This window comes from Enterobacter sp. CFEC122 (genome assembly GCF_052983755.1).
This window is the reverse complement of record NZ_JBRIQR010000017.1, coordinates 106,380-123,944: the sequence shown is the minus strand read 5'-3', so window position 1 is coordinate 123,944 and position 17,565 is coordinate 106,380. Positions and strand designations below refer to the sequence as shown.

The window sequence follows — 17,565 nt, the reverse complement described above, 5'->3', positions numbered from 1 at the left end:
GGAAGCCCCGGTAAATGAAAACCCGCATTATCAACGCAACGGCTATCAGTAAGCCAAAGAATAAACTGATGATTCCTGCTGGATTAGACACAGACTCGATAAATCGCTCATTAAAATTTATTAATGCTCTTACCGTGACATAAATACCCCAGGCAATTACACCGATAACAACCAAAATAATTCCTGCGGCATTGTCATCTTTTTTCCTTCGTGCCATATGTTATTTATTTCCTTGTTTCATATAAATCCGATTATTTAATCTTTAAAACAAATAGGGTATCTTTGCTATATCTTATTAATATTGACTCCCTGAGCAAATCGGTAAATGGGTATATCCGGGTTTGTTGGCCATATAGAGGGGTACGCATGTTGGCTGTCGGGCTTTTGTGCTGGCCGGTTCGTCGTTTTCTGTCACGCGTTGCTGTTTCTGCTTTTTCGCAGTTGTTATCTTTTTCATCTGCTTTTTTCGGGAGGAAGTTGATGGTGTTAAACGATTGCTGCCTTCTGAGGGACTATACCCGGAACAGAATCGTTTCGACTGACTCAAAGTCCCGTCGTTACAGACAAAGCGTCCATCCGATGTGCAGTGCGCTATACCTCCTTTTGAACCTGAGCAAGGCTGCCTTCCGCGTGCCGCATCGGCCTGTGTTGTCAAAATAATTCCTGAGACCAAAAGGAAGATTAATTCTCTCTTTTTCATACTCGTTACTTACTCTGTTATTTTGGAGTTCCGCTTCCCGCTAGTTTTGTTATTTCTTCTGATGAGAACGGAATAGCTAACAGCCCCAAAAATTATTACTCATTCCGTTTTCGCTATGAAAGAAGCGCGATAATTAGCCCAAAAAATGTGCTCTCATCAAATTGCTGTCTTGAGCAGGATAAAGCACCAGGCGGAGTAAAGGTCCAGCCACTCACGGTAGTGGGCGATACGCGACAGCAGGAAGATGTACGGCAGACGCGCGTTGATGCGGCTGTTGGCCGTTGCATCTGCGGTGTCATACAGAGCCGGTTTCTGGGCGGAGTTGGCTGAGAAGAAGCAGGCGTAGTCGCGGTTTTTGTAGTAGGACAACGGAATAAAGCCCAGATTCGCGAATTCGAATTCGCGCGTTTCAGGGATCATGACCTCAGACGGGATTTTTACCTGATTGCCGGTACCCAGGTCATACAGATGGATAGGCAGATCCTGAACCGCACCGCCGGCCTGCGGGCCACGGATCTGTACACACCAGCCATTATTGATAAAGCTACGCACCATGTTGGACGCGAAGGCAAACGACGCATTCGTCCACAGGTATTTGTCGTGATCCGGACCTTTGACTTCTTCGACATAGTTGAAGCTGCGAACCGGAACGGTATCCGGGCCATATGGCAAGCGTCCCAGTACGCGGGGCATCACCAGACCGATGTAGCGAGCGTCGTCCGTATCGCGGAACGATTTCCACTTGATGTACTCGGCGCGATCAAAATAGTTGCCAATATCTTTAATCGCAGCGACGTCTTCCATTGACTCCTTGAGGAAGAATTTCGGGCCTGCTGAGCCGATAAACGGCATATGTGCAGCCGCAGATACTTTTGAGATGTTGCGCAGCAGAGCGACATCCTGCGCTGAAGCATCGAACTCATAAGCGGAAATCAGCGCCGCAATCGGCTCGCCGCCTGGGGTATCATATTCATCAATATAGGCGTGTTTATACAGGCCACTCTGGATGATTTCCGGGCTGTCTTCAAAGTCCTGGCGCAGCTCTTCTTTAGACATGCTCAGAAGCTCAATTTTCACGTTCTGGCGAAAATCCGTTTTATCAACCAGCGACTTCACGCCGCGCCACAGGCTCTCAACCGCCTGAAACTCTTCATGGTGCATAACGGCGTCGAGCTGGCGGCTTATCTGGTAATCGAGCTCAGCGATGTGGTGATCGATCAGGCTTTTATCCAGTTTTTCGACTTTCGAGCCTGCCTTGGTCAGGCATTCCAGAAAGACCTGCATACCTGCTGTCAGACGCTCGTCAGCGGTCGCATCGGACATCGCCTGTGCATCTTGCCAGATGTCCAGCGCACTCAGCTCGGAGACAGGATTCAGATTGATTTTCTCAAACAGTGAGGCGTATACACCACCCACAGCAGGACGTTCCAGCACCACGCTTTCCCCGCCAGCAATATTATTTTGTACAGACATGAGCATTCCTTGATTAATCCGTTAAAACAGCATGATGGTTAAGGTTGTTTTGAAGCCAGTGCGGACAGTTCATTTCGCAACTCAGCACTAAGCGACTGGTCAACAACGATTTTTTCCAGCTCTTTTCGGAAAGTCTGGTTATCCAACAGGTTAGCTTTGAGATCGCGAAGCAAGTTGCGCATCGCCAGCATCGCCTTCAGCTGCGGAATTTGGGCAGCCACCTGCTCTGGCGTGAAATCTTTCATGCTCTGGAAAGTCAGCTGAATGTTGTCTTCACCACCATCGTCAGACAGTGTATTTTTTACGGCCAGGTTAACTTTTGGGGAATATTCGGAAAGAACGCTATCAAAATTATTTTTGGTGATGTTAATCTTTTCACGCTCAGATATTGTCGCAGATTCCTGCCCGTTGCTGAAATCACCCGTAACAAGCAATTTCAAGGGTAATTCCATTTTCTTGCTTGCTCCGCCAGTATGCAGGTCAAGCTTCAGGTTAATACGTGCCTTAGGCACCTCGTTCTGAAAACTGTCAGCCATCTAATCATCCCTCTTTGTTTTGCTATGCCAACTTCACGGTATCGTTCTTGATGCGCAATAATAGAATAATGTTCGGAACAAAATCAAATACACAGATCATTTATCCGATACAAGAATTTTCTTAAGAATTTTCCACTAAGACATTATCGCAAATTGCTCAATCAACTCAGAAAAAGAAACTACTCTTTTCTCACAAATCGAATATTTGTATCGCCGAAGGGATTGCAGCCAGAGAGATATTAATAAAAACATCTTATTTTGATTTGCATCACGGCACTATGTCAAAAAACAAGAAAGAACTGCAATATTTTATTGCAGTTCAATTAAAAGAAGAGAAAAGTGGGTGATAAAAGACGACTATTCCATTGAGGATATGAATAATAAATAAGATTTTTCACAAAGAAAATTCTTATTTATTAGGTAAGGAAGAAATAAACGAGAAATGATTAATTTGCCGTAACTCAACAATGCCATTCTTTTTCGTTACGTCTTCCATCCGATCGCCAGGGCTTCTGCTCTCCGCTCAGTCAGGAAAAACGCTTTCAATGCGACTTTCTATAAAATCTGTAAAATCAAGCACCTCCTTAACTGCCGCTTTTTTAATCAAAAACGAGTAATAGCACATATCGTATAACGGTGCTACATTACGCCGCCCACCCAAATCAGCAGTGGCCAGGCAACGCCGTAAAGTTCGGTAAAGCCTGCAACCATCACCTTGAAGAACGGTCTTATCGGCACGTCGTATCGCAAACTCTGCGCTACCTTTACAGGCTTCACATAGGTTTTACTATTTTGTCTCAATCCAAATTTCAACGCGCGTTTTTACACCCGCGTTACTGGTTTACATGGTTTGGTCTTGGCGTTCTCTGGCTGCTGGTTCAACTTCCGTACCCTGTCCTGCGTATGCTGGGGTCGAAACTGGGCAGCGCTTCCCGCTTCTTCCTGAAACGCCGCGAATCCATCGCGCGTAAAAATATTGAGCTTTGCTTTCCGCATTACAATGCCGAAGAGCGCGAGAAACTCATCGCTGAAAACTTCAAGTCTATCGGCATGGCACTGCTTGAAACCGGCATGGCCTGGTTCTGGCCGGATGAGCGCGTCCGCAAGTGGTTTGACGTGGAAGGGCTGGATAACCTTAAACGCGCACAGATGCAAAAACGCGGCGTGATGGTCGTCGGCGTTCACTTTATGTCGCTGGAACTGGGTGGCCGCGTGATGGGCCTGTGCCAGCCAATGATGGCGACCTATCGACCACACAACAGTCCGCTGATGGAGTGGGTACAAACGCGTGGCCGCATGCGTTCGAATAAGGCGATGATCAGCCGTAATAACCTGCGCGGTATGGTCGGGGCTCTGAAGAAAGGTGAAGCCGTCTGGTTTGCCCCCGATCAGGATTATGGACGTAAAGGCAGCAGCTTTGCGCCTTTCTTTGCGGTTAAAGATGTTGCGACGACCAACGGCACCTTTGTCATTTCTCGTTTGTCGGGCGCTTCCATGCTGACCGTGACGATGGTGAGAAAAGCAGATAAATCAGGCTATCGTCTGCACATCTCTCCTGAGATGGCTAACTATCCTGAAAACGAGTGCGAAGCCGCGGCGTTTATCAATAAAGTCATCGAAACTGAAATCATGCGTGCGCCAGAGCAGTATCTGTGGATGCATCGTCGTTTCAAAACCCGCCCTATTGGCGAAGCCTCGCTCTATATTTAAGCTCTTCAGAAAGGTTAGTTTCGCTAAGAAACTAACCTTTTCAATCACCTGTCATCCGTTAAGAAACCGTTTTTCATTGCGTCGCCCAAAGTGAATTTATTGCGATGCGAAATCAAACTGTCGCCGTTCCACGACACTCGTAAGTGACGGAAATTATTTAAAAAAATCCTTCTTGTCACCCCTCATTTTTAGGCGTACATTAGCGCCGTCTGGCAACAGGAAAGCACAGAATTCTGAGCTGGAGTGAGCGGCGAAACGGGAAAATTCTCATTTCCGCTTTGACCGGATTTCAGTTCTCTATAATCAGGTGGACTCTGTTTTTAAATGCGTACCACAAGATACGCGGAGCGATGAAACGTGAAATATTTCTTTATGGGCATTTCGGTGATTGTTTTAGTCTGGGCCGGAACCTTTGCCCTGATGATCTAGTGAAGAACATGCAGTCAAAAAAACAGGAGCCATTGGCTCCTGTTTTTTTATGTCATGATGACGCGGGATTTTCAGCCACGCTCTTCGAGGAGAGAAGCCCGTCGGCCCGGAACATACTCTTGATGCCCCTCACCGCCTGACGAATGCGGTCGCTATTTTCAATCAGGGCAAACCGCACATGGGTGTCGCCATAATCACCAAAGCCAATGCCCGGTGATACGCACACCTTCGCATCCTGGAGCAGCTTTTTGGCAAACTCCAGCGATCCCATCGCCGCGTACGGTTCCGGAATTTTCGCCCAGACGTACATGGATGCCTTCGGCATTTCCACCATCCAGCCCGCTTCATGCAAGCCTTTTACCAGCACGTCGCGACGGCGCTTATACTGAGCGGCAATCTCGTGGACGCACTGCTGGTCGCCCTCAAGAGCAGCGATAGCCGCAACCTGCAGCGGCGTGAAGGTGCCGTAGTCGTGGTAACTCTTAATACGCGCCAGTGCGCTCACCAGCGTTTTGTTACCCACCATAAAGCCAATACGCCAGCCCGCCATGTTGTAGCTTTTCGACAGGGTGAAGAACTCTACCGCCACGTCACGCGCGCCCGGGACCTGCATAATAGATGGCGCTTTCCAGCCATCATACACGATGTCGGCATAGGCTAAATCGTGAACCACCAGCACGTCATAACGCTTCGCCAGCGCGACCACTTTCTCGAAGAAATCGAGCTCCACGCACTGGGCCGTTGGGTTCGATGGGAAACCGAGGATCATCATCTTCGGTTTCGGATAGCTTTCGCGAATCGCACGTTCCAGTTCGTTAAAGAAATCGACCCCTTCCACCAGCGGAACCGAACGGACCTGCGCCCCGGCAATCACCGCACCGTAGATGTGGATTGGGTAGCTGGGATTCGGTACCAGCACCGTATCGCCATGATCCAGCGTAGCCAGCATCAGGTGTGCCAGCCCCTCTTTCGAGCCGATGGTGACAATCGCTTCACTTTCCGGATCGATATCAACCTGATAGCGATCCTGATACCAGCGCGAGATCGCGCGACGTAATCTGGGAATACCGCGGGAGGTCGAGTAGCCGTGCGTATCCGGACGCTGGGCAACCGTGCAGAGTTTTTCAACGATATGCGGTGGCGTTGGGCCGTCAGGGTTACCCATGCTGAAATCAATAATATCTTCGCCGCGCCGACGCGCAGCCATCTTCAGTTCAGCGGTGATATTGAAAACATAAGGGGGGAGACGATCGATACGCGTAAAACGGCGTTCAGGACTGAATTCAGCCATAGATTCCTCAGATTAACGTTAGCGCCCGGACCGTCCGAGCGACGCTGCCACCGATGTGGCGTGCTTAGAAAATAACCTGAAAAAAATCACGCTGTCGAGAGGGAAGTGAAAAAAAAGCGATCGCCTGAAAACCGGAACCCGGCGGTGCCGAAAAGCGGAAGCCCCTGTTTCAGGGTTGGCTTTCTGATAGCTGTTATTTAACAGGATGATATCAAAACGGTTACCTGACGATACGCAGGCTATAAAAAATCAGGACGTGTCCGTTACCGACAGACAATCCCCTTTAGAAATTATGGTTTTTCCTCATTTGATAAACCTGACGGATAGCTGGTCAACACGCGTCAGGTTTTTTATCATGGTTCTTTCCCGTTTTCCCAGGTCTACTCGTGCACGAAATATTCACTATGCTGCTGGCGGTTTTTGACCGTGCGGCATTAATGCTGATTTGCCTGTTTTTCCTCATTCGCATTCGCCTGTTTCGCGAGCTATTGCACAAATCCGCACACTCGCCAAAAGAGCTGCTGGCCGTTACCGCCATCTTTTCGCTGTTCGCCCTGTTCAGCACCTGGTCTGGCGTGCCGGTAGAGGGTTCGCTGGTTAACGTGCGCATTATCGCCGTGATGTCCGGCGGAATTTTGTTTGGCCCGTGGGTGGGTGTCATCACCGGCGTGATTGCCGGAACCCATCGCTACCTGATTGACATCGGCGGCGTCACGGCGGTGCCCTGCTTTATTACCAGCATTATCGCCGGGGTGCTCTCCGGCTGGATCAGCCGCAAAATCCCGAAAAAACAGCGCTGGCGCGCAGGGATCGTGGCGGGCATGGTGTGCGAAACGCTGACCATGATTCTGGTCGTCGTCTGGGCCCCGACCACCGAACTTGGGCTGGATATCGTCTCGAAAATCGGTATTCCGATGATCCTGGGCAGCGTGTGCATCGGCTTTATCGTGCTGCTGGTGCAAAGCGTTGAAGGGGAAAAAGAGGCCAGCGCCGCCCGTCAGGCCAAGCTGGCGCTGGATATCGCCAACAAAACGCTGCCTCTCTTCCGCCACGTTAACGCGGAGTCGTTGCGTCAGGTCTGCGAAATTATCCGCCATGACATCCACGCTGACGCTGTCGCCATCACCAATATTGACCACGTGCTGGCCTACGTTGGCGTCGGGGAGCACAACTATCGCGATAATGATGACACCATCAGCCCAACCACCCGACAGGCGATTAACTACGGTAAAATCATTATTAAAAACAATGATGAAGCCCACCGAACGCCGGAAATCCACTCCATGCTGGTGATTCCGCTGTGGGAGAAAGGCGTCGTAACGGGCACGCTGAAAATTTATTACTGCCACGCGCATCAGATCACCTCCACGCTGCAGGAGATGGCCATCGGCCTGTCGCAGATTATCTCCACCCAGCTGGAAGTATCCCGGGCGGAACAACTGCGTGAGATGGCAAATAAGGCAGAGCTGCGCGCGCTGCAGAGCAAAATCAATCCCCATTTCCTGTTTAACGCGCTGAACGCGATCTCCTCGTCCATTCGTCTTAATCCGGACACCGCGCGCCAGCTGATTTTTAACCTGTCGCGCTATCTACGCTACAACATCGAGCTGAAAGATGACGAGCAGATCGACATCAAAAAAGAGCTGTATCAGATTAAAGACTACATCGCGATTGAGCAGGCGCGCTTTGGTGACAAGCTCACGGTCATTTACGATATTGATGAAGAGGTCAACTGCGTGATCCCAAGCCTGCTTATCCAGCCGCTGGTCGAAAACGCGATTGTTCACGGCATTCAGCCGTGTAAAGGCAAAGGCGTCGTCACCATCAGCGTCACCGAAAGCGGCAACCGCGTACGTATTGCCGTGCGCGATACCGGCCACGGAATTGATCCAAAAGTCATTGAGCGGGTGGAGTCTAACGAGATGCCTGGAAATAAAATCGGCCTGCTGAACGTGCACCACCGGGTCAAGCTGCTTTACGGCGACGGGCTGCATATTCAGCGTCTTGAACCGGGCACCGAAATTGCGTTTTACGTCCCGAACGAGCGCTCTCCCGTTCATTCGGCAACATCACTGTTGCCCCAGGTGGAGTAACCCATGAAAGTCATCATCGTAGAAGATGAAATTCTGGCTCAACAGGAGCTAACCTGGCTTATCAACAGCCACAGCCAGATGGAAATTGTGGGTACCTTTGATGACGGTCTGGACGTGCTGAAGTTTCTGCAGCATAACCGGGTCGATGCCATCTTCCTGGACATCAATATTCCGTCGCTGGATGGCGTATTGCTGGCGCAAAACATCAATCAGTTTGCCCATAAGCCGTTTATTGTTTTCGTTACCGCCTGGAAAGAGCACGCCGTAGAGGCCTTCGAGCTGGAGGCATTTGACTATATCCTTAAGCCTTACCAGGAGTCGCGGATTGTCAGCATGCTGCAAAAGCTGGAGGCCGCGTGGCAGCAGCAGACCGCCCCTGCAAACGCCAGCCCAACGGTACGGGAAAACGACACCATTAATTTGGTCAAAGATGAGCGCATCATCGTGACGCCGGTCAATGATATCTACTATGCCGAAGCCCATGAAAAGATGACGTTTGTCTATACGCGACGGGAATCTTACGTGATGGCGATGAACATCACCGAGTTTTGCAGCAAGCTGCCTGCGTCGCACTTTTTCCGCTGCCACCGCTCGTTCTGCGTCAATTTAAACAAGATCCGCGAGATCGAACCGTGGTTTAACAACACCTATATCTTGCGTCTGAAGGATCTGGATTTTCAGGTGCCGGTAAGCCGCAGCAAGGTGAAAGAGTTCCGCCAGCTCATGCACCTGTAACAAAAAAGCCCTCTCCTGCGGGAGAGGGCTATGCGTCAGAGGATTTGACCGAGAACCTGACGCAGGTGGGCACCCGACCCCAGCAGGCCTGGGTTATCATGCACGATCAGATAAACCGGAATGTCCTGCACGTAGCTTCTGAAGCGCCCTTTATCCTCAAACCCGCCGCGGAAGCCGGAGGCTTTAAAGAACTCCAGGAAACGCGGCACAATACCACCTGCAATATAAACGCCTCCGAAGGTACCCAGCGTCAGCGCCAGATTGCCGCCGAAGCGCCCCATGATCACGCAGAACAGCGACAGGGCACGACGGCAGTCAATGCAGCTGTCCGCCAGCGCGCGTTCGGTGACGTCTTTCGGCTGCAGATTTTCCGGCAGACGACCGTCCGATTTCACAATCGCCCGGTACAGGTTCACCAGCCCCGGTCCTGACAGCACGCGCTCGGCGGAGACGTGGCCGATCTCCGCGCGTAATTCTTCGAGGATAATGCCCTCTTCTTCGCTGTTTGGCGCAAAGTCCACGTGACCACCTTCACCCGGCAGGCTCACCCAGCGCTGAGCGACATGCACCAGATGTGAAACGCCCAGCCCGGTACCGGCCCCGTAAACCGCAATCGGCTTACCTTCGACCGGTTCAGCGCCGCCAAACTGGATCAGATGCTCAGGCTTCAGCATCGGGATCGCCATGGACACCGCGGTAAAGTCATTGATGATTTCAAGATGCGCAAAGCCGAGGTTTTTTTTCATCTCGGCGATGGAGAATGCCCAGGTATGGTTGGTCATGGCGACCCAGTCGCCGGTTATCGGGCAGGCAATGGCGATGCAGCCATCTTCGACGCTTATCTGATGCTCCTCCAGATAGACGCGGACAACGGCCTCAAGGCTTGGATAATCGAGACCGGAATAGGTTTTCGCCCGGGAAATTTCACCGCTATTTACATCGCATAATGCAAGGCGCGCATTCGTGCCGCCCACATCGCCTACCAAAGCATACTTTGTCATTCTTCTACTGCTCCGCTAAAGTCAGAATAAATCTTTGGGACACTGTAAATTCAAGGCGTGATAACAACAACGACCGGAAGGTGAATGCCCATGGATTATCGATCTTCGTCACAGAATAACTTTACCGTTTCAGCACCTTTTGCACTATTGCCATAAGGCTTAATGTGCAAAGTAACGTAATACCGTTTTGTACAAGGAAATCATCATGCTTCACCCGCGAGCCAGAACCATGCTGTTGCTGGCAATTCCGGCGCTCATCATAGGCGTGGTTTCAAGTCTGGTCCTTATTGTCGTGATGAAAGTCGCGTCGGTGCTGCAAACACTATTATGGAACGCGCTTCCTGCAGGGCTGGGCGTCACCGCTGACTCTCCTGCGTGGATCGTTGGGATGCTGACGTTAACCGGTATTGCGGTGGGCCTGGTGATCCGTTTCAGTCCAGGTCATGCTGGCCCCGATCCGGCACTGGAACCGTTGATCGGTGCCCCGGTGGCCCCCTCGGCGTTGCCAGGGCTAATCATTGCGCTGATTATCGGTCTGGCTGGAGGCGTTAGTCTGGGACCTGAGCATCCGATTATGGCCGTGAACATTGGCCTGGCGGTTTTTCTTGGTTCACGCATTTTGCCCCGCGTTGGCGCGCTGGACTGGACCATTCTCGCCTCCGCAGGCACCATCGGGGCGCTCTTCGGCACGCCCGTCGCTGCCGCACTGATCTTTTCGCAGACGCTCAGCAGCAATAACGACGTCCCGCTGTGGGACAAGCTCTTTGCCCCACTGATGGCCGCAGCCGCCGGAGCGTTGACGACCAGCCTGTTTTTCCATCCCCATTTTTCACTCTCTCTCCCCCACTACGGCCAGATGCAAATCGCCGATATCTTCAGCGGCGCCATCGTCGTCGCCATCGCCATTGCGCTGGGCATGGTGGCAGTATGGTGTCTTCCACGCCTGCACCGGCTGATGCACAGACTCAAACACCCGGTGCTGATTCTGGGGGCTGGCGGTTTGGTTCTGGGTATTTTAGGTACGATCGGCGGGCCGGTGACGCTGTTTAAAGGACTGGACGAGATGCAGCAGCTGGCCTTCAGCCAGGTGTTCAGCGTCTCCGACTATCTGCTGTTTGCCGTGATCAAGCTGGCAGCGCTGGTGGTGGCGGCCGCCTGCGGTTTCCGTGGTGGACGCATCTTCCCGGCGGTCTTTGTCGGCGTTGCGCTGGGGCTGATGCTGCACGAGCATGTCGATGCCGTTCCGGCTGCGATTACCGTTTCCTGCTCGATTCTGGGGCTGGTGCTGGTGGTCACGCGCGATGCCTGGCTGAGCCTCTTCATGGCCGCCGTGGTGGTACCGGATACCACCCTCATCCCGTTACTTTGCATCGTGATGTTGCCCGCCTGGCTCCTGCTGGCGGGCAAACCGATGATGATGGCCTGGCGAAACGACAAATAATCAGGCGCTGTTGCGCGCTTCCAGCGCTTTGGTGATCGCCCCCAGCAGCGGAGGGATATCGGCTTTCGGCAGCATCACCTCAATCAGCGAGAGCCGCTCGTGGTGTGCCACTTTCTCAAGGACGTCCGCCAGCTGCTCCGCTTCACTGACCCGCCAGCACTGGGCCTGAGGATCAAGGCTCAGGGCCTGCGGGATTTGCGTCCAGTTCCATAGCGCAATGTCGTTGTAACGCTGCTCAGGCCCGTGGATCGCTCTTTCCACCGTGTACCCTTCGTTGTTCAGGACCAGAATGATGGGGTGTTGTTTATCCCGCAGCATCGAGCCAAGCTCCTGGATAGTAAGTTGCGCCGCGCCATCCCCCGTCAGGACAATCACGCGCCGGTTCGGGCAGGCCGTTTGCGCGCCAAATGCTGCCGCCAGCGTATAGCCAATCGATCCCCACAGCGGCTGGACGATAAAATTCACGTCAGCCGGCAGACGAAGGTCGATCGCGCCGAAGGCCGAGGTGCCCTGATCCGCAAGAATGATGTCTCCCGGACGAATAAATGTCTGCAACGTTTGCCAGAAATTCGCCTGCGTCAGCGAGCCATCCGGCTGCGGGTAGGCCATCGCGCTTTGAGAAGACTGCGCGGGCGTCTCGTGCACGTGCTGTTTGCACAGTTCCACCAGCGTTTCGATTGCCTGAAGCATAGGGATGCCGGTAAACCAGAGATCACCCACGCGTGAGGCATGAGGCTGAACTTCTATCGTTTGTGCCGGGGTGAGCTGATGCGTGAAGCCGGCGGTCAGGGTATCGGTAAATCGCGTGCCGATGCACAGTACGGTATCCGCCCCTTCAATCGCCTCTTTTACCGCACCGGCGCTCGCTGAACCGCTGTAGGTGCCATAAAATCCGGCGTGACGTTCGTCAAATATCCCTTTGCCCATCAGCATGGTGGCGTGTGCCATCGGCACGTCTTTGACCCATTTTTGTAGCGCATGCTTCAGGCCGTGGCGCAGGACAAGGAAATCGGCCAGCAGCGCAGTACGCTTGCTCCTGGCAAGCTTGTTTTCTGCGGCGTCCCGAAATGCTTTCAGGCAGGCACTATCGGCATGTGGAAGCCTGAGCGTGAGAGCGTTTACAGGGGGAGTGGCGGCCTTTTTTGCCACATCGGCAGGCAACATCAGATAGCCGGGGCGACGCTCCCGGAGCATTGTCGTTAACACCCGGTCGATTTCATAACAGGCGTTTTGTTCGGTCAGGATCGCCTGTGCAGCAGTGATCGGTTCGCTCATATGATAAAAATGACGAAACTCACCGTCGCCAAGCGTGTGGTGCAGCAGCTCCCCTCTTTGCTGTGATGCCGTACCCGGTGCCCCTACAATATGCAAGACCGGAACGTGCTCGGCGAAGCTGCCCGCAATGCCGTTCATGGCGCTTAACTCTCCTACGCCAAATGTCGTCAGCAGCGCGGCAAAGCCCTTACATCGGGCGTATCCGTCAGCGGCATAAGAAGCGTTTAACTCGTTGGCACAGCCCACCCAGCAGATATCCGGGCTGTCTATCACATGGTCGAGAAACTGCAGGTTATAGTCGCCCGGCACGCCAAACAGATGATCGGCTCCACAATCAGTAAGACGGTCCAGCAGGTAATCGGCGACGCAGTATGGGGTACGCATGAACAGGTATCCTTCTAATGTTGACCTCACCTTGAGTATTAAATAAGCGTGATGGCTGTCCAGAATTGGTGATAAGAAGGGCATGGAAAGAATGCTTTACAAAAAAGGCTGCGCTATGCTGCTTTTTTTCACGAAAATGTAAACGCATACACTGATTTTTCACTTCAGCGCCAGAGGTCACGAAAATGGGTTATCAGCCGGACAAAAATCGTTACAGGACAATGGAGTATCGCCGCTGCGGGCGAAGCGGACTCAGGTTGCCTACCATCTCGCTTGGGCTGTGGCATAACTTTGGTGACACCACCCTTATCGAAAACAGCCGTCAACTTTTACAGCGTGCGTTCGATCTGGGCATTACGCATTTCGACCTTGCCAACAACTATGGCCCGCCCCCCGGATCGGCCGAACGTAATTTCGGACGTATTTTGCAGGAGGATTTCCTGCCCTGGCGCGACGAGCTAATCATCTCCACCAAAGCGGGTTATACCATGTGGGAGGGGCCTTACGGCGACTGGGGGTCACGTAAATATCTGCTGGCAAGCCTCGATCAAAGCCTGAAGCGCACGGGGCTGGAGTATGTGGATATCTTCTATCATCACCGGCCAGATCCGGAAACGCCGCTGCAGGAAACCATGAAAGCGCTTGACCATGTGGTGCGTCAGGGGAAGGCTTTGTATGTCGGATTATCCAACTACCCGGCTGTTCTGGCTCGCCAGGCGATTGATATCCTTAATGACCTCGGGACGCCCTGCCTGATCCACCAGCCGAAATACTCCCTTTTTGAACGTGCGCCGGAAGCGGGGCTGCTGGACGTGTTGCAGGAAAAGGGAGTCGGCTGTATTCCCTTCTCGCCGCTGGCCGGCGGGCAACTGACCAATCGCTATCTGAACGGCATCCCCGCAGACTCACGCGCGGCAAGCGGCAGTCAGTTTCTTAAACCCGATCAGCTCACCGAAGAGAAGCTGGAGAAAGTCAGGAAGCTGAATGCCCTGGCAGAAAGCCGCGGCCAGAAGCTGTCCCAGATGGCGCTGGCCTGGGTATTACGCCATGAGGAAGTGACGTCGGTGCTGATTGGGGCAAGTAAAGCGGCTCAGATTGATGACGCCGTGGGGATGCTGGCAAACCGCCATTTCTCTGCAGAAGAGTTGGCCCGTATAGACGCGATCCTGAGCAGCTCAATATAACATCACTTTTAGCAAAAAGTGCTCTCACCCAGGAATTCGGAGTTGAGGCGATGATACGACGCTTTACCAACTCGTAAAATTGCGTTAACAGGCCCAACAAAGGCCCCGATCGTGAAGGAGAAAGAGTATGTTCAGGTCACTGATTCTTGCAGCGGTATTACTGGCTTCGGCGCCGCTGATCGCCACTGCGGGCGAAATCACCCTGTTGCCATCAGTAAAATTACAAATTGGCGATCGTGACGACTACGGCAGATACTGGGACGGCGGCTACTGGCGCGACCGTGATTACTGGCATCGTCACTATGAGTGGCGCGGCGATCGCTGGTGGAAACATGATAACGGCAGACACCGCGGCTGGTATAAAGACAGCGCCTATGAGCGCGGTTACCGTGAAGGCTGGAACGATCGTGACGACCGTCGCGGCGGCTGGGGTCGCGGCAAAGGTCATGGTCACGGCCATCATCACTAATCAAAAAGGAGCCTCCACGGCTCCTTTTTTGTTAAAGACCCAGCGCGGTTCCCACTAACAACCACAGGTTCAGCGCCACGACCACCACCACGATGGCCCACCCGGTTCGTTTCACCAGCGTTGAGTTGACCAGCTCGCCCATCAGGGTTTTGTTGCTGGTAAAGATCAGCAGCGGCACCAGCGCCAGCGCAATACCAAAACTCAGCAGCACCTGGCTCATGACCAGAATTCGCGTTGGGTCGAGTCCCATCAGAATCACCACAAATGACGGCAGCATGGTGACGGAACGACGAACCCACAGCGGAATATGGAACCGGACAAACCCCTGCATCACCACCTGGCCTGCCAGCGTGCCCACCACCGTAGAAGAGAGACCAGCAGCCACCAGGCTAAGGCCAAATATCGTGGCGGCAGCATGGCTCAGCAACGGCTCCAGCGTGAGATACGCCTGGTCGAGATCGGCAATACCGGTATGACCGTTAAAGTGGAAAGCTGCGGCTGCAGTAGCCATCATCGCCAGATTGACAAACCCCGCGATGGTCATGGCGATCGCCACGTCCCACTTGGTGGCGGAGTAACGTTCTTTACGCGTCCCACCGTGGAGATGCTGAGTCAGCGAGGAGTGGAGATAGATCACATGCGGCATGATGGTCGCCCCCAGCACCCCGGCGGCCAGGAACACCGCTTCCGAGGTCGGCAGGCTTGGGATCGCCATTCCTTTACCGAGCTGCGCCAGATTCGGCTGTGAGAAGATTAGCTCAACGATATAGGCCGCCGCGACAAACAGCAGCAGACCGCCAATGACCTTCTCCAGCGGCTTTTGACCCCGACGCTGCAGCATCAGGATCAGGAACGTGGCAATCCCGGTGAGGACCGCCCCCTGCAACAGCGACACACCCAGAATCAGCTTAAAGCCGATCGCTGCGCCGATAAATTCAGCAAGGTCAGTGGCCATGGCGATGATTTCAGCCTGAACCCAGTAGAGCCAGACCGCGGGACGCGGATAATGGTCGCGAATTTGCTCCGCCAGGTTTTTGCCCGTCGCAATCCCCAGCTTTGCGGAGAGCATCTGAATCAGCATTGCCATCAGGTTTGCCCAGACGACCACCCAGAGCAGCTTATAGCCGAAGCTGGCCCCGGCCTGAATATTGGTCGCAAAGTTACCTGGATCGATATAACCAATGGCAGCGATGAACGCAGGTCCCATTAATGCGAACCGCAACTTGCGCGCTGCTCTGCCACTGCTACCCTCTACGCGACTGTTTGTCATTTCTGCCTCTGAAATATAGCCTTTGCTATGTTTAATGCTATCAAAATGAGAATGATTATCAAGATCATTTATGAAGTTTGCAGTGATTTCTCTGATAGCTTTGAACGATAGACGGGCGGGTAAGTGGGGCGATCTAACTGAAACTGAAATCGCGCATGCTTTTGTGAAGACTAGCACACAAACTTAACTTTTCACTCATTTACCTAACATAACAAAAATGTATTGTGGATCACTATTTTTGAGACTCGTCACAGGATGTAACTATAGTGTGTCCTCGATCTCGTTTTCTTTTCGCTTGTTACATAGAATGTGCACGAAAATTAAACCTGCCTCATATTTGGAGCAAATATGGACCGCGTCCTTCATTTTGTCCTGGCACTTGTTGTCGTTACTGCACTCGCATTGCTGGTCAGCACAGACCGCAAAAAAATTCGTATTCGTTATGTTGTCCAACTGCTGGTCATTGAAGTTTTACTTGCGTGGTTCTTCCTGAACTCCAACGTAGGCCTCGGCTTCGTGAAAGGCTTCTCCGAAATGTTCGAAAAACTGCTCGGATTCGCCAATGAAGGGACCAACTTTGTCTTCGGTAAAATGAACGACGAAGGTCTGGCGTTCTTCTTCCTGAAGGTTCTCTGCCCTATCGTCTTCATCTCCGCGCTGATCGGTATTCTGCAGCACATCCGCGTTCTGCCGTTCGTGATTCGTGGAATTGGTTTCCTGTTATCCAAAGTGAACGGCATGGGTAAGCTGGAATCCTTCAACGCCGTCAGTTCCCTGATCCTCGGTCAGTCTGAGAACTTCATCGCGTATAAAGATATTCTCGGCAAGATGTCCCGCAACCGCATGTACACCATGGCGGCAACCGCAATGTCTACCGTTTCCATGTCTATCGTGGGCGCGTATATGACCATGCTGGAACCAAAATACGTGGTGGCTGCGCTGGTACTGAACATGTTCAGCACCTTTATCGTTCTGTCGCTGATCAACCCGTACCGCGTTGACGCCAGCGAAGAGAACATCCAGATGTCTAACCTGCACGAAGGCCAGAGCTTCTTCGAAATGCTGGGTGAATACATCCTGGCCGGTTTCAAAGTCGCGATTATCGTTGCCGCCATGCTGATCGGCTTCATTGCGCTGATTTCTGCACTGAACGCCCTGTTCGCCGCGGTGCTGGGTATCTCCTTCCAGGGCATTCTGGGCTACATCTTCTACCCTGTTGCATGGGTGATGGGTGTTCCGGCTCACGAAGCGCTGCAGGTGGGCAGTATCATGGCAACCAAACTGGTTTCTAACGAATTCGTTGCGATGATGGATCTGCAGAAAATTGCCAGCACGCTTTCTCCACGCGCGGAAGGTATTCTCTCCGTGTTCCTGGTCTCCTTCGCGAACTTCTCGTCTATCGGTATCATCGCCGGTGCGATTAAGGGTCTGAACGAAGAGCAGGGTAACGTGGTTTCTCGCTTTGGCCTGAAGCTGGTTTACGGCTCTACGCTGGTGAGCGTCCTGTCCGCATCTATCGCGGCACTGGTTCTGTAACGTTTACCGTTAAACAAAAACCGGGAGCCAGGCTCCCG

Annotated in this window: 16 protein-coding genes, 1 tRNA gene and 2 pseudogenes; 11 read left to right on the top strand and 8 right to left on the bottom strand. The window is 52.7% G+C overall.

Annotated features, from left to right (window positions below; genetic code table 11):
• From ACVCAM_RS14075 to tssB, 4 genes and pseudogenes are all read right to left on the bottom strand, one after another.
• Positions 1 to 217, bottom strand: a pseudogene (locus ACVCAM_RS14075) (GIY-YIG nuclease family protein); the annotation flags it as partial.
• A gap of 78 nt (positions 218 to 295) precedes the next feature.
• Positions 296 to 700: a hypothetical protein gene (locus ACVCAM_RS14070; protein ID WP_071789000.1), complete on the bottom strand. Its 405-nt coding sequence runs from the start codon at positions 698 to 700 to the stop codon at positions 296 to 298.
• A 216-nt stretch (positions 701 to 916) separates the two neighbouring features.
• Positions 917 to 2,179 (bottom strand): annotated as a pseudogene (gene tssC / locus ACVCAM_RS14065) (type VI secretion system contractile sheath large subunit); the annotation flags it as partial.
• A gap of 32 nt (positions 2,180 to 2,211) precedes the next feature.
• Entirely contained in the window at positions 2,212 to 2,709 is a 498-nt protein-coding gene (tssB, locus tag ACVCAM_RS14060; protein ID WP_008501580.1) for a type VI secretion system contractile sheath small subunit, read from the bottom strand.
• 789 nt (positions 2,710 to 3,498) lie between these two features.
• Between tssB and lpxP the strand changes: the two genes are divergently transcribed.
• Together lpxP and ypdK are read left to right on the top strand one after the other, a co-directional pair.
• Positions 3,499 to 4,419, top strand: a complete 921-nt coding sequence (gene lpxP, locus ACVCAM_RS14055) for a kdo(2)-lipid IV(A) palmitoleoyltransferase (protein ID WP_094944639.1) — start codon at positions 3,499 to 3,501, stop codon at positions 4,417 to 4,419.
• A gap of 357 nt (positions 4,420 to 4,776) precedes the next feature.
• A complete protein-coding gene (ypdK, locus tag ACVCAM_RS14050) occupies positions 4,777 to 4,848 on the top strand; it encodes a membrane protein YpdK (RefSeq protein ID WP_099458937.1) in 72 nt (23 codons plus the stop codon).
• Positions 4,849 to 4,900: 52 nt separating this feature from the next.
• Here ypdK and alaC read toward each other — a convergent pair whose 3' ends face one another.
• Complete coding sequence (gene alaC / locus ACVCAM_RS14045; protein ID WP_008501582.1) at positions 4,901 to 6,139, bottom strand: alanine transaminase; 1,239 nt, start codon at positions 6,137 to 6,139, stop codon at positions 4,901 to 4,903.
• Between the two features lie 386 nt (positions 6,140 to 6,525).
• Between alaC and ACVCAM_RS14040 the strand changes: the two genes are divergently transcribed.
• A complete protein-coding gene (locus tag ACVCAM_RS14040) occupies positions 6,526 to 8,232 on the top strand; it encodes a sensor histidine kinase (RefSeq protein ID WP_023325822.1) in 1,707 nt (568 codons plus the stop codon).
• 3 nt (positions 8,233 to 8,235) lie between these two features.
• Positions 8,236 to 8,967, top strand: coding sequence for a LytR/AlgR family response regulator transcription factor (locus ACVCAM_RS14035; RefSeq protein ID WP_055321752.1), 732 nt, complete (start codon positions 8,236 to 8,238; stop codon positions 8,965 to 8,967).
• Between the two features lie 35 nt (positions 8,968 to 9,002).
• Here ACVCAM_RS14035 and glk read toward each other — a convergent pair whose 3' ends face one another.
• Positions 9,003 to 9,968: a glucokinase gene (gene glk / locus ACVCAM_RS14030; protein WP_008501585.1), complete on the bottom strand. Its 966-nt coding sequence runs from the start codon at positions 9,966 to 9,968 to the stop codon at positions 9,003 to 9,005.
• Positions 9,969 to 10,173: 205 nt separating this feature from the next.
• On the opposite strand from glk, the gene ACVCAM_RS14025 reads away from it, so the two are divergent.
• Positions 10,174 to 11,409, top strand: coding sequence for an ion channel protein (locus ACVCAM_RS14025; protein ID WP_055321754.1), 1,236 nt, complete (start codon positions 10,174 to 10,176; stop codon positions 11,407 to 11,409).
• Here ACVCAM_RS14025 and ipdC read toward each other — a convergent pair whose 3' ends face one another.
• The gene (ipdC, locus tag ACVCAM_RS14020; protein ID WP_039266818.1) at positions 11,410 to 13,068 is read right to left on the bottom strand and encodes an indolepyruvate decarboxylase; all 1,659 of its coding nucleotides are present in this window, start codon (positions 13,066 to 13,068) and stop codon (positions 11,410 to 11,412) included. It abuts the gene before it with no gap.
• Between the two features lie 185 nt (positions 13,069 to 13,253).
• Between ipdC and mgrA the strand changes: the two genes are divergently transcribed.
• Both mgrA and ACVCAM_RS14010 read left to right on the top strand, forming a co-directional pair.
• Complete coding sequence (mgrA, locus tag ACVCAM_RS14015) at positions 13,254 to 14,252, top strand: L-glyceraldehyde 3-phosphate reductase (protein ID WP_055321755.1); 999 nt, start codon at positions 13,254 to 13,256, stop codon at positions 14,250 to 14,252.
• A gap of 127 nt (positions 14,253 to 14,379) precedes the next feature.
• A complete protein-coding gene (locus ACVCAM_RS14010) occupies positions 14,380 to 14,721 on the top strand; it encodes a DUF2502 domain-containing protein (protein ID WP_008501589.1) in 342 nt (113 codons plus the stop codon).
• Positions 14,722 to 14,752: 31 nt separating this feature from the next.
• On the opposite strand, the gene ACVCAM_RS14005 is transcribed toward ACVCAM_RS14010, so the two are convergent.
• Positions 14,753 to 14,899: a manganese transporter gene (locus ACVCAM_RS14005; protein WP_148639726.1), complete on the bottom strand. Its 147-nt coding sequence runs from the start codon at positions 14,897 to 14,899 to the stop codon at positions 14,753 to 14,755.
• Here ACVCAM_RS14005 and ACVCAM_RS14000 point away from each other — a divergent pair.
• From ACVCAM_RS14000 to ACVCAM_RS13985, 4 genes are all read left to right on the top strand, one after another.
• Positions 14,867 to 14,982, top strand: a tRNA-Met gene (locus tag ACVCAM_RS14000). The two genes, ACVCAM_RS14005 and ACVCAM_RS14000, sit on opposite strands and share 33 nt — an antisense overlap.
• Positions 14,983 to 15,136: 154 nt before the next feature.
• Entirely contained in the window at positions 15,137 to 15,469 is a 333-nt protein-coding gene (locus ACVCAM_RS13995; protein ID WP_154816489.1) for a hypothetical protein, read from the top strand.
• Between the two features lie 72 nt (positions 15,470 to 15,541).
• On the top strand, positions 15,542 to 15,931 hold the full coding sequence (locus ACVCAM_RS13990; RefSeq protein ID WP_154816488.1) for a hypothetical protein: 390 nt from the start codon (positions 15,542 to 15,544) through the stop codon (positions 15,929 to 15,931).
• 408 nt (positions 15,932 to 16,339) lie between these two features.
• Positions 16,340 to 17,527, top strand: a complete 1,188-nt coding sequence (locus ACVCAM_RS13985; protein ID WP_008501591.1) for a NupC/NupG family nucleoside CNT transporter — start codon at positions 16,340 to 16,342, stop codon at positions 17,525 to 17,527.
• Positions 17,528 to 17,565: the final 38 nt, after the last annotated feature.